The sequence below is a fragment of the Acidovorax facilis genome (genome assembly GCF_023913775.1).
Classification (GTDB): domain Bacteria; phylum Pseudomonadota; class Gammaproteobacteria; order Burkholderiales; family Burkholderiaceae_C; genus Acidovorax; species Acidovorax facilis.
Genome location: NZ_JAMXAX010000002.1, coordinates 113,530 through 124,807, shown reverse-complemented (window position 1 = coordinate 124,807; position 11,278 = coordinate 113,530). Strand labels below are relative to the sequence as shown.

General features: G+C 65.7%; 11 protein-coding genes. 6 read left to right on the top strand and 5 right to left on the bottom strand.

Annotation, left to right across the window (positions count from 1 at the left end):
- Positions 1 to 200, bottom strand: a 200-nt coding sequence (locus NFX52_RS01820) for a transposase (RefSeq protein ID WP_252635359.1), incomplete at its 3' end; no start/stop codon positions are given.
- Positions 201 to 279: 79 nt separating this feature from the next.
- Here NFX52_RS01820 and NFX52_RS01815 point away from each other — a divergent pair.
- The 4 genes from NFX52_RS01815 to NFX52_RS01800 all read left to right on the top strand — a co-directional run bounded on the left by NFX52_RS01815 (position 280) and on the right by NFX52_RS01800 (position 5,634).
- Positions 280 to 588, top strand: coding sequence for a hypothetical protein (locus NFX52_RS01815; RefSeq protein WP_055397526.1), 309 nt, complete (start codon positions 280 to 282; stop codon positions 586 to 588).
- A 323-nt stretch (positions 589 to 911) separates the two neighbouring features.
- Positions 912 to 2,000 carry a DUF6817 domain-containing protein gene (locus NFX52_RS01810; RefSeq protein WP_055397524.1) on the top strand — a complete coding sequence of 363 codons (1,089 nt, stop codon included), beginning with the start codon at positions 912 to 914 and terminating at the stop codon, positions 1,998 to 2,000.
- 219 nt (positions 2,001 to 2,219) lie between these two features.
- Positions 2,220 to 3,023, top strand: coding sequence for a MetQ/NlpA family ABC transporter substrate-binding protein (locus tag NFX52_RS01805; RefSeq protein WP_238385572.1), 804 nt, complete (start codon positions 2,220 to 2,222; stop codon positions 3,021 to 3,023).
- A gap of 301 nt (positions 3,024 to 3,324) precedes the next feature.
- The gene (locus NFX52_RS01800; RefSeq protein WP_055397518.1) at positions 3,325 to 5,634 is read left to right on the top strand and encodes a putative bifunctional diguanylate cyclase/phosphodiesterase; all 2,310 of its coding nucleotides are present in this window, start codon (positions 3,325 to 3,327) and stop codon (positions 5,632 to 5,634) included.
- Between the two features lie 137 nt (positions 5,635 to 5,771).
- On the opposite strand, the gene NFX52_RS01795 is transcribed toward NFX52_RS01800, so the two are convergent.
- Positions 5,772 to 6,419 carry an FMN-dependent NADH-azoreductase gene (locus tag NFX52_RS01795; protein ID WP_055397594.1) on the bottom strand — a complete coding sequence of 216 codons (648 nt, stop codon included), beginning with the start codon at positions 6,417 to 6,419 and terminating at the stop codon, positions 5,772 to 5,774.
- A 154-nt stretch (positions 6,420 to 6,573) separates the two neighbouring features.
- On the opposite strand from NFX52_RS01795, the gene NFX52_RS01790 reads away from it, so the two are divergent.
- Entirely contained in the window at positions 6,574 to 7,521 is a 948-nt protein-coding gene (locus NFX52_RS01790) for a LysR family transcriptional regulator (protein ID WP_252635358.1), read from the top strand.
- A gap of 138 nt (positions 7,522 to 7,659) precedes the next feature.
- Positions 7,660 to 8,529 carry an HDOD domain-containing protein gene (locus tag NFX52_RS01785; RefSeq protein ID WP_055397514.1) on the top strand — a complete coding sequence of 290 codons (870 nt, stop codon included), beginning with the start codon at positions 7,660 to 7,662 and terminating at the stop codon, positions 8,527 to 8,529.
- 77 nt (positions 8,530 to 8,606) lie between these two features.
- Here NFX52_RS01785 and NFX52_RS01780 read toward each other — a convergent pair whose 3' ends face one another.
- The 3 genes from NFX52_RS01780 to NFX52_RS01770 are packed head-to-tail and all read right to left on the bottom strand — an operon-like array spanning position 8,607 to position 11,268.
- Positions 8,607 to 9,686, bottom strand: a complete 1,080-nt coding sequence (locus NFX52_RS01780) for an ankyrin repeat domain-containing protein (protein WP_207401869.1) — start codon at positions 9,684 to 9,686, stop codon at positions 8,607 to 8,609.
- On the bottom strand, positions 9,683 to 10,300 hold the full coding sequence (locus tag NFX52_RS01775; protein ID WP_055397509.1) for a sigma-70 family RNA polymerase sigma factor: 618 nt from the start codon (positions 10,298 to 10,300) through the stop codon (positions 9,683 to 9,685). The genes NFX52_RS01780 and NFX52_RS01775 overlap by 4 nt, the downstream gene beginning before the upstream one ends.
- 38 nt (positions 10,301 to 10,338) lie before the next feature.
- Entirely contained in the window at positions 10,339 to 11,268 is a 930-nt protein-coding gene (locus tag NFX52_RS01770; RefSeq protein WP_055397507.1) for a hypothetical protein, read from the bottom strand.
- Positions 11,269 to 11,278: the final 10 nt, after the last annotated feature.

Below are 11,278 nucleotides of genomic sequence, written 5' to 3'. Positions count from 1 at the left end.
GAGCGGCACATCAGGCGGGTGCGGCTGGCGCGGTACACATCACCAGCGTTGCCGCAACGCGGGCAGACGAAGCCTTGGGGCCAGCGAAGCTTCTCCAGGAACGCCTGGCAGGCCTCTTCGGTGGCAAGCCAGTCAAGAAATTCGTTCCAGGTGCGGGGGTAGTCCTGTCCAGGAGTTGGCGTTAGCATCTGGGTTTCCATCCAGCTATTCTCACGTCACTGGAGCTAAATAGATACCCCTTATATTCATACAGTATCAAACCACAGGAGTAGCAGTGCCATGCAAGTCATCGAATCCACTTTCGTCGTCAACCTCCGCGACTATCCCGAGGAGCTTCCGCCCAAAGAGCGCATTGCCGCAGAAACCCGGTACGCCAGGGCCCTGGAAAAGCAGCTTGGCGGCCCTGAACAGGTAGCAGCTGCGCTGGACACCATGCAGAGCCTGGAGGAGTCGCCCCCCGAGGTGGTGTCCCCTGGCGATCTCACTTTGCTCAAGGCCTGGGGCAAGGCCAGCGTGGCAGCCCGGCAGGCCGGGTTCCGGGATTTGGGGGAAGGAGAGGGCGCGTACTTTGAAGTAAGGCTGGTCTGAGAGGCTGAGAGTCCTTTATCCATGCCCGCCTTGCACGCCAATACGCCCCGGCTCGTCGTTACAAATGCTCGCCACAGCCTGAGCTATGGCTGCGCTTTGCGCCTAGATCAGAGGCGTATTTGCGCGCCTTTCGGGCCCGGCTTAAAAACTCTCAGCCTCTGAGCCTGAAAGCCCGCAGCACGCAATAGGGCTGACCGAGCCGCTGTGCAGGCGCGTGCTGGGTGTGAGGGCCGGGTCGCCCCGGTGCTTGCGCACCCGCCGTGTGGACAGATACTGTGTGTACATTGCATTACCTGCACCATCAACGCCGGAGACACAACACCATGACCCTGCCGCTTCACCCCCTGGACCCTGACCTGTTTGCCCGCGCATTGCCGCTGCTGGACGAAGAGTGGCTGACCCGCGACCCTGAACTGGCGCCCGTGTTGCCCACGGTGCTCGCGCGCAATGTGGGGCAGGACTGGCACAAGGCGGGTACGTTTCGCCACCACCTGGTGGGCGTGACGCGCACGCTGACGGTGTGGCAGCAGCCGCGTGACGTGCGCCTGCTGGGGCTGCTGCACAGCGTGTATGGCAATGCGTTTGTGGACCTGGTGAAGTTTGACCCCGCCAAGGAGCGTGCCCGGGTGCGCGAGATTGCGGGCGAGTCGGCCGAGCACCTGGTCTACCTGTTCTGCACCCAGTCGCGCACGCAGTTTGTGCAGAAGGTGCTGGCCCACGCGCTGGAGGCCGATGGCAGCCTGGTGCTGCAAAAGGATGGGCAGGACCATGTGCTCACGCCCTACGAGGTGGCGGCCTTCATCATCGTAAGCATGGCTGACACCATCGAGCAGTGGTTCAGCTGGCAGGACGACATCTTCTCGCGCTTCCCCGAGGTGCAGCACCGCAACCAGAAGGCGCACTGGGCCGCATCGCTCTGGCCCGGGCCCATGCGGCCGTCGGGGCGCATGGTGCATCAGATCAACGGGCTCGCGAAGGCACTGCAGCACCCGGGCCTGAAGGATGTGCTGCCCATGCCGCCGGTGTTTGCGCACTGCTCGCAGTACCTGTCTGCCGCCAACGAGGCGGCGGCCACGTCGCTGTATTGGTCGGTCATCCAGCAAGACCAGCCGCTGGTGGACCTGGACGTGGCCACCGGCGTGCTGGAAAGCGCCGTGCGCCACAACCCCTGGGTGGGCGAGCCGCAGATGGTGCTGGCCCAGCTGTACCTGTCGGCTGGCCGCAAGGACGACGCCAAGGCCGCCGCTGAGAGCGCGCTGCACCTGTTCAGCGCCTGGGGCAATGCGTGGGACAAGCGCGTGCAGTGGGACGCCTGGGTGGCCTGGACGCGCATCCTGCTGCAGGGCGCGACGGTGGAGGGCACCTGGCCCGAGCGGCTGGACAAGCTGAACAACGTGGCGCTCAGAGTGTGACCCCCTGAGGCGCTGCGCGCCTTCCCCCAAAGGGGGACGCCACCAGCGCGGCGGGGCGGCCCTTGCGCGGTGGCGCTGAGGGCGCGCGCGCCTTTTCAAAGTGCAGGGCGCCTGTTTTTTTATATGTGATTGGGTTGTAATGAAATGAAAAATTAGTTGTTCCAGTTTTATAGTGAAAACCCTAGGATGCGAGCCATCTCTCAACGAAAGGTTTTCCCTGTGAACAACAACAAGCGCCTTCTCCTGCAATCCGCCCTGGCTCTGGCCGCTGCTGCCGTTTTCTCGTCCGGCGCCATGGCCCAGGACAAGCCCATCAAGGTGGGCGTGACCGGCGGCCCCCACGCCCAGATCTTCGAGCAGGTGAAGAAGGTTGCCGAGAAGGACGGCCTGAAGATCCAGATCGTCGAGTTCAGCGACTACGTGCAGCCCAACGCCGCGCTGGCTGCGGGCGATCTTGATGCCAACAGCTACCAGCACAAGCCTTACCTCGATGCGCAGGTGGCCGACCGTGGCTACAAGCTGGTGTCGGTGGGCTACACCGTCAACTTCCCCATCGGCCTGTATTCCAAGAAGGTCAAGAAACTGGAAGACCTGAAGGAAGGCGCCAAGTTTGGCATCCCCAACGACCCCACCAACGGCGGCCGCGTGCTGCTGGTGCTGCAGGACAAGGGCCTGATCAAGCTGCGTGAGGGCGCGGGCCTCAAGGCCACGCCGCTGGACGTGGTGAGCAACCCCAAGAAGCTCAAGTTCGTGGAACTCGACGCTGCCCAGCTGCCGCGCTCGCTGGACGACCTGGACGCCTCGGCCATCAACACCAACTTTGCGCTGTCGGCTGGCCTGAACCCTGGCAAGGACGCGATTGCGCAAGAAAACGCCAAGAGCCCCTACGTCAACCTGATCGCCGTGCGCGAAGCCGACAAGGACAAGCCCTGGGTGGCCAAGCTGGTGAAGGCCTACCACTCGGAAGAAGTGAAGAAATTCATCCAGACCGAGTTCAAGGGTTCGGTGCTGCCAGGGTTTTAAGGCTTCACGCTGAGCGCACCCTGTGATGGGTGGGCGCTGCGGTGCCCTGGTTTGACTTTCTCCCGCGAGGGGAGCGGGAGCCCAAAAGCGCTGTCGAAGAACGGCAAATATTCAGATTCCATTGGCATCCAGCGCTTGTCCAGCAGGCGCTGGATGCTATTTTTTTGGTAGCTATTGGCCGGCCCAGTGCCCCGGCTGCTTTGAGGGGAAACAGGCGGGCCACGCTTGCGTCCACAATGGGAGGGTTAACGTTCTGTAGCAATTACGCCCAGCACACCCCTTCCACCACGGCCCCACACCCATGTCCTTCGCGGAACGAATCCTCTCAGCGGTCTGGTTGAGCGCAGCCACGCTGTTGTTCGCCGCGTCGCTGTGGGTGCCGGACGTCAGCGTGCGGGTGTTTCTGGACAACGCCTCGTGGACGCTGGCGTTTGGGCTGTCGGCCTTCTGGGCCTGGCGCGGCTGGGTGCAGGCGCCGCCTACCGACCGCGCGCTGCACGCCGGTCTGCTGGCCTTTGCCCTGCTGGTGGCTGTGGGGCAGATGGTGTGGAACGTGCAGGTGGCGCTGGACTGGAACCCGTTCCCCGCTCCTGCCGACCTGTTCTTTCTGGCCGGGGGCCCGCTGTGGGCGGCCACCGTCATCCGCGCCACGTTTGCCCGCCTCTCGCGTGACCGCGCCTACCCGGCGGCGCTGGACTTTGGCGGTGCCGTGCTGGCGCTGCTGGCCTTCACCCTGGTGATCTACCTGCCCTCGGGCGGGGTCGGGTCGGCGGCGGTGGGTACGGTTCTGGTGCTGTACCCGGCAGGGTTCCTCACGGCGGCGGGAGTGACGGCGCTGGCCATTCCTACCGTGGGGGTGCGGGTGGCGCGCTCGCACCTGCTGGTCTTGATGGGCCTGTTGGGCTATGGCCTGAGCTGGATGCAGTGGAACCTGATGGTGATCAGCAGCACGGTGGAGCCGGGTATCTGGTTCAACGCCAGCTTCAGCCTGTCGGCGCTCGCCCTGGGTTGGGGCGCGCGCTGGCTGCGCTTTGAGATGTCGGTGGATGCCGACTACCGCCGCCAGTGTGACCGGGCCATGAACTATGTGCCGCTGGTGTCGATGACGCTGGCAGCCATCACCCTGGTGCTGCTGTTTGTTGCGCCCGACGGGCGTGCCGGGGTGCAGGCGCTCATCTTGGTGTGCTGCCTGCTGGTGCTGCTGCTGGCCGCACTGCGCCAGACCATTGTGGTCAGCCTGCTCAACCGCCTGCGCACGGCCGAGGCCGCCGTGCTGCGCAACGAAGAGCAGCTGTACCGGGTGGCGCACTTTGACGCGCTCACCGGCCTGCCCAACCGCCGCTACTTTGAAGACGCGCTGGAGCGCGCCGTGGCCGAGGCCGCGCGCGACACGCAGGGCACCAACCGCCGTGTGGCGCTGCTGCTGATCGACCTGGACCACTTCAAGAGCGTGAACGAAACCTACGGCCACCGCGTGGGCGATGCGCTGCTGAGTGAGGTGGCCCAGCGCATCACCCAGCTGCTGGCAGGGCAGGGCCTGGTGTCGCGGCTGGCCAATGACCAGTTCACCGTGATGCTGCTGCGCCCCGCCTCGCGCACCGAGCTGGCGCAACTGGCCGCATCGCTGGTTGAAGGGCTGGGGAGACCCTGGGAGCTGTCGGAGGTGGGGGCGCAGTACATGGGTGCCAGCCTGGGCATCAGCCTGTACCCGGACGACTCTGCCAACAGTGTGGAGCTGGTGCGCCACGCGCATTCGGCGCTGCACGCCACCAAAAGCGCAGGGCGCGGCTCGTACCGTTTCTACATCGAGGAGTTCACGCAGATCACGCGCAGTCGGCTGGAGCTGCGCCGCCGCCTGCACAGCGCGCTGCAGGGTGGCGAGTTCACGCTGGTGTACCAGCCCCAGCTCAACCAGCAGCGCCATACGGTGGGCGCCGAGGCGCTGCTGCGCTGGTCGGTTGACGGCAAGGCGGTGCCGCCGGACGAGTTCATTCCGCTGGCCGAGGAGAGCGGGCTCATCGTGCCGATGGGCCTGTGGGTGTTCGACACCGCCTGCCGCCAGGTGGCGCAGTGGCGCGCTGAGGGCTGGCAGGTGCCGGTGGTGTCGGTCAATGTCTCCACCATCCAGCTGCGCGAACCAGGGTTCACCCAGACCTTGCTGGGCGTCACAGAGCGTGCGGGGGTGGAGCCTGCGGACCTGGTGCTGGAGATCACCGAGTCGCAGTTGCTGGACGAGTCGCTCTACGCCATTGCGCTCGACCTGAAAAACGCGGGTTTTGCGCTGTCGATCGACGACTTTGGCACCGGGCACTCGTCGCTCATCAAGCTCAAGCGCCTGCCAGTGGGTGAGCTGAAGATCGACAAGGTGTTTGTGCGCGACATCGTGGTGGATGTGAACGACCGCGAGATCTGCGCCACCATCAATGCGCTGGCCCGCACGCTGGGCCTTTCGGTGGTGGCAGAAGGGGTGGAGACCGAGGAGCAGCTGCAGCTTTTGATCAAGATGGGCTGCGAGCGTTTTCAGGGCTGGCTGTTTGCCCCGGCGCTGCCGCCGGAGCAACTGGCCCGGCAGTGGCTGCAGCGGCAGTCGACAAGCCGCACAATCGTTTGAATGCGGATTTGCTATTTAATTTATAGCTATTAGCGCTTGTCTAATAGGCGCTAGAGTCACTTTTCAGCATAAAAACAAAACCCGGCAGGGAGCCGGGTTTGTCAATGTTGGCGGGCCTAGTGTCCAGCAGTTGCCGTTCAGGCCGCTTGCGCTACGCTGGCTTGGTTGGCTGCGGCGCCGGTGTGGTTGGTGATTTCCACTTCGGCGGAAGCCAGGGCTGCGGCCTTGGCATCAGGGCCCATGGCCACGCCTTCAGCGCGCACAAACCGCACGTCGGTGATGCCGAAGAAGCCGAACACCACCTTCAGGTAGCTCTCCTGGTGCTCCATGGCTTGGCCACCTTCGCTGGTCGAATACACGCCGCCCCGGGTGGAGGCCACGATCACGGTCTTGCCTTTGGCCAGGCCTTCTGGCCCATTGGCGGTGTACTGGAATGTGCGGCCAGGCTGGGCAAGCCGGTCGATCCAGGCCTTGAGCTGGGTGGGAATGCTGAAGTTGTAGAACGGTGCGCCAATCACCACCACGTCGGCTGCCAGAAACTGGCTGACCAGTTGCTCGGACACCGCGTTCTCGCGCTTTTGCGCTTCGCTCAAGCCTTCGGTCTGGCCAGTGCGCGGAGTCATTGCGTCCATGGTGAAGTGTGCGGGGGTGTTGGCTACCAGGTCGAGGTAGGTCACCTCGGTGGCTGGATGGCTGGCTTTGTAGGCGGCCACGATCTGTGCCGTGAGCTGTCGCGAAACGGAGTTGGCACCGGTGATGGCGGAATCGACGTGAAGCAGTTGCATGAAAAACTCCTGGGGGTTCTGTGGATGGAGCCACAGCGTGTGGCCATGGGATGAATTGTGGTTGTTCATCCGTTTGTTGATAAGGTGGTTAATTTGAGATAGATTGTTCCATCCATCGAATTAATCGCGCGTGGCTACAACCCGCACTTCCACCATGCAAGACCTCAATGACATGCTGTATTTCGCCGAAGTGGTGGAGCGCGGTGGCTTTGCCGCTGCCGGCCGCGCCCTCGGCATCCCCAAGTCGCGCCTGTCGCGGCGCGTGTCCGACCTGGAGGCGCAGCTGGGTGTGCGTCTGCTGCAACGCACCACCCGCAAGCTGTCGCTGACCGAAGTGGGCGAGGCCTACTTGCGCCATTGCCAGGCCATGCGCGAGTCGGCCCAGGCTGCTGCCGACACTGTGGCCCAGGTGCAGACCACACCGCGTGGCACCATCCGCGTGAGTTGCCCGGTGACGCTGGCGCAGACCGTGGTGGCCGAGCTGATGCCCCGGTTTCTCGCCCAGTACCCCGAAGTGCGTATCGACATGCTGGTGAGCAACCGTGCGGTCAACCTGGTGGAGGAGGGCATCGATGTGGCGCTGCGCGTGCGCCCCTCGGTGGACGACAGCGGCAGCATGGTCGTCAAGCGGCTGGACCACACCACGCAGATCCTGGTGGCCAGCCCCGAGCTGCTGATCCGCCAGGGCACGCCCAAGACGCTGGACGATCTGGCCAAGCTTGACAGCATTGCCATGTCGGCACCCGAGGGCCGGTCCATCTGGAATCTCATCGGCCCTGGCGGCGTGCACCAGATGGTGCAGCACACCCCGCGCTATGTGGCCGATGATCTGCTCACGCTCAAATACGCCGCCGTGGCGGGCACCGGCGTGTGCTGGATGCCCGACTACATGTGCCAGGAAGAAATGCGCGAGCGCAAGCTGGTGCGGGTGCTGCCTGACTGGGCGCCTGCGCCCACCATCGTGCATGCGGTGTTCCCCTCGCGCAGGGGTCTGTCGCCCGCCGTGCGGCGGTTTCTGGACTACCTGGGCGAGGCCATGCCCGGGCGCAGCAGCCTGAGCACGCGGCAGGCCCTGCAGGGGCTCGACGGCGCGAATATCTGAGTTGCTGAGCGCAAAGACTGCGCTTGTGCACGGGTTCAATGGGCGGCACGCTTTTTGGCCCCACAATGCAACGAATTGCAACTGTGCGGGCTGCCCTCGTCCCTGTGTTCAGCACACGCGGCGGCCCGGGGATTTTTTGTGACTGCTCCACACCCCATCGACCAAGACATCCGGCAGGCCCGTGTGCACCCCGCCGTGCGGGCCATCGTGGTCCCGCCGTGCCCCGAATCGTTGCTGCGCCTGCAGCAGATCATGGCCGAGCCCGAGCTGGACTCGGCGGCCCTGGAACAATTGGCTTCCTCCGACGTGGCCCTGGCCGCTGCCGTCATGCGGCTGGCCAACAGCCCGCTGTATGGCCTGGCCCAGCCGGTGCAGACCGTGGGCATGGCGCTCACGGTGCTGGGGCTGCAGCCTGCGGTGCAACTGCTGTCGGCCTTCATCACGCGCAACGCGCTGCAGGTGCGGTCGCCGCTGCTGGAGCATTTCTGGGAAAGCTCGCAGCGCCGCGCCATCGCCTGCGAACACATCGGCCACCAGCTCTACAGCTTTGACCCGGGCCTGGGCTACAGCTTCGGTCTGTTCTGCCATGTGGGCATGCCGGTGTTGGTGAAGGCGGTGCGCGGCTATGCTGGCACCGTGACCGAGGCCCTGGCGCGCAAGGACCGCACCTTCACCCAGACCGAAAACGCCAGCCACCGCACCGACCACGCCGTGATGGGCGCCATCGTCGCGCGCACCTGGCACCTGCCAGGCGACGTAGCGCAAGCCATCTGGTTGCACCACGACTTTGCCTGCCTCGATGACGAGCGGTTTGACCCTACCGTACGCCACCTGGTGGCCCTGGGCCTGCTGGCCGAGTTTCTGGTCAACCAGCACGACAACCTGCCGCCCACGCGCGAATGGCAGCAGCATGGGCAGGCCTGCATGGACCACCTGCACGTAACGCAGGACGAGCTGGACCACTGGATCGACGCGCTGCATCCGGCGTTTGAGGCGGTGCGGTTCTGATCCAGGTTCGCGCTGGATCCGTCAGAAACGATCGGGTTGAGCCCTTCAACGGGCTCAGGACAGTTCTGTAGAAGCCGCTATCGGCGCACCGCTTCCAGCTGGTCGGCAAGGCGTGTGTTTCCCTGCTGCCGGGCCAGCTGCGCCGCGTTCAGGCCTTCGCGGTCTACCAGCGCGGGGTTGGCGCCCAGCGCCAGAAGCTTCTGGACCGTGGCGGTTTGGCCGTGCATGCCAGCCAGCATCAGTGCCGTTCTGCCCACTCTGTCAGGGGCGTCAACCGGCACGCCCTGGCGTATGAGGTTTTCCACCTGGAGGGTGTTGCCTGCGCGGGCCGCGTCGTGCAGCTCAAGCGACCTCGGTGCACTGGACGTTGCGTTGGCGGCGGGTGCGGACATGCTTTGAACCGGCGCCGCAGAACGGGCGGATTCGGCACCGGCAGCAGCGGGTGCAGCCGCTTCGCGGGGCGGCGGCACCTGCCTGCCCACGGCGGCATCTTGGGCGGTAGAACGCTTGTGCGCCTCAGCGAGAGACTCGGTTGGGGGTGTGGGTGCGGGCCGCGCAGCGAGGGACGGTTCGGCCTCGGTGGGTGGCGATGCTGGAAAGCCGGAGACGCCACCAGCCTGGCCCGGCGCCGCAGGGGCCTCTGCCTCCTGGATAGCGGGGGCTGTTTTGGCCTGTGGTGCGGCGGGTTGGGGCGCGGGTGTCGCGAGTCTTGGCGCGGTGATTGGGGTCGCCGATGGACGGGCGGGTGCGCGGGCGGCATCGGGCATCGCCGCCGGGGCTGTGGGCTCCGAGCCTTGTTCCGCGGCGGGGACGGTGGATGACGGAGCGGTGGCAGCAGGCGCAGGCATTTCGGCCCGGCGCTGGCCGTAGGCGATTTCTTTCTCTTCGGGCGTCCCGCGCTCGAACTGCATCATCAGCAAACCGGTGAGGCCCACCACGGCCACTGTGGCCAGGGCCGAGATCTTCCAGCGCGGATGGTTGGCAGCGGCGCGGGCAGGGGCGGTGGCCTTGGGCGATGGGGCAGCGGGGGCTGCAGCCGCCGCCAGCATCTGCGCATGGGCACGCACGGCGCCGCGCACATGCGCGCCGGGGCGGGCATCTTCCTGCGCGCTGGCTTCGCGGTACCGCCTCACCAGCTCGTCGTCTGGCGCGCTCATGGTGCAAATTCCTTTAGCTGGGCGCGAAGGCTGGCCCGCGCATAACGCAGGCGGCTCTTGGCGGTTTCAAAGTTGACGCCGGTGGCCTCGGCAATCTCCTGCACGCTCAGGTCGCCTTCGGCCTGCAGCAAAAAGGCTTCGCGCTGCTCCAGGGGCAGCTGCTCAACGGCGGCGATGAGCGCAGCGGCCTGCTCGCGCGACTGTAGTTGCCGCACCGGTCCGAAGCCGGAGTCGGCCATCAGCGTGTCTGCCAGGCTGCGCGCGTCGTCGTCGCTGGCGTCCAGACTGGTGTGGTGTTTGGCGGTGCGCAGGTGGTCCACCAGCCGGTGGTGGGCCAGGGTGAACAACCAGGTGCGAAACCTGGCCTTGACCTCGTAGCGTGTGGCGTTGCGCGCCACGGCAAACCACACGTCCTGCAGCAGGTCGTCCGCCACCGCCTGCACCTTCACGCTGCGAAACACAAACCGCCACACCGCCAGCTCGTGCCGGGCGTAGAGGTGGTCGAATGCGGCCAAGTCGCCGCTGGCGTAGCGCAGCATCAGCGTCTCGTCGGAATCGTCTGCAGGTGTGGGGGAGGGGGCGGCAGGCACCCGCGAATTATGCGAGTCCCTCATGCACCCGCCGGTCCGTGCGCAGCGGGTGCTCTCAAGCCCTACCTTGGGTCGGGAACATAAGACAGGTTGTCCGACTGCGGGAACGCGCGGGGCACATGGGGCCGCGCAATGGGTTCTCGGATCACGCCGCTGGCGATCAGATTCTCGCGACTGTCGTAGCGGATGCTAATGACTTCGTTGGGGCGGTCCTGCATGCGGGTAAAGGTGGTGTGCGACACGATGGACGTCTCGCGCTGGCCATGGGCTGTGCCGAGTTTTGGCGACGGCATGGGCGCCGCCTTGGCCACGCTGTCGGAGGACATCGACCGTGCAGAAGACTCGGCTTCCGAAGCCTGGGCGGGCGCCGCTGCGGCGGGCGCAGCCGGTGCTGCCTGCGGCGAGGGCAGCGTGGGTGCAGGCTCCTCGCGCAGTCGCTCCAGGCTTTCGCCGCTCCCGTTGCTACGCCCATTGCTGCTGTCGCGACGCTGGCTGTAGGGCTCGGGGATGATGGCGGGCGCGGGCAACGGCGGTTGTTCGCGAAACAGCGCCACGCCAATCACGCCCACATGCGCCGGGCGGCCCGTGCGGGCGGCATACGAGTTGGCAATGTGGGAAAACTCGAAGGCCGCCACCTGGCTGTCGCTCTTGCGCCAGCCGGTGATCTGGTAACGCTCATAAGGAGAGAACACATAGCCGCGCTGGTCCCAGGCCGCAGTCTCGCCGCTGAGCACATTCACGCCGTCCACAGAAGGCACGGCCAGCACCCGCTCTTCCAGCCGGTTGCGCACCGTGATGGCATACCGCGCCCCGGGCCGCCCTGCCACCCAGTATTCGCCCCGGGCGTAGTGCACCGGCAGCGTGGCGCCGGTGTCACGGTCCACGATGGTGACATCGGCCAGGCGGCCAATGGCCTGGGCAGGAAGGTGGACCAGGCCCAGCAGTGCCGTCAGGGCAGCGAGGGCGGACAGGGTGAGCGAACGGGGTTTCATGGCAGCTCCA

Excerpts from the sequence above, each read along its gene's own strand:
- NFX52_RS01815 (WP_055397526.1), top strand. The coding sequence starts at position 280 with ATGCAAGTCATCGAATCCACTTTCGTCGTCAACCTCCGCGACTATCCC.
- NFX52_RS01810 (WP_055397524.1), top strand. The coding sequence starts at position 912 with ATGACCCTGCCGCTTCACCCCCTGGACCCTGACCTGTTTGCCCGCGCA.
- NFX52_RS01800 (WP_055397518.1), top strand. The coding sequence starts at position 3,325 with ATGTCCTTCGCGGAACGAATCCTCTCAGCGGTCTGGTTGAGCGCAGCC.
- NFX52_RS01795 (WP_055397594.1), bottom strand. The coding sequence starts at position 6,419 with ATGCAACTGCTTCACGTCGATTCCGCCATCACCGGTGCCAACTCCGTT.
- NFX52_RS01790 (WP_252635358.1), top strand. The coding sequence starts at position 6,574 with ATGCAAGACCTCAATGACATGCTGTATTTCGCCGAAGTGGTGGAGCGC.
- NFX52_RS01780 (WP_207401869.1), bottom strand. The coding sequence starts at position 9,686 with ATGAGCGCGCCAGACGACGAGCTGGTGAGGCGGTACCGCGAAGCCAGC.
- NFX52_RS01775 (WP_055397509.1), bottom strand. The coding sequence starts at position 10,300 with ATGAGGGACTCGCATAATTCGCGGGTGCCTGCCGCCCCCTCCCCCACA.
- NFX52_RS01770 (WP_055397507.1), bottom strand. The coding sequence starts at position 11,268 with ATGAAACCCCGTTCGCTCACCCTGTCCGCCCTCGCTGCCCTGACGGCA.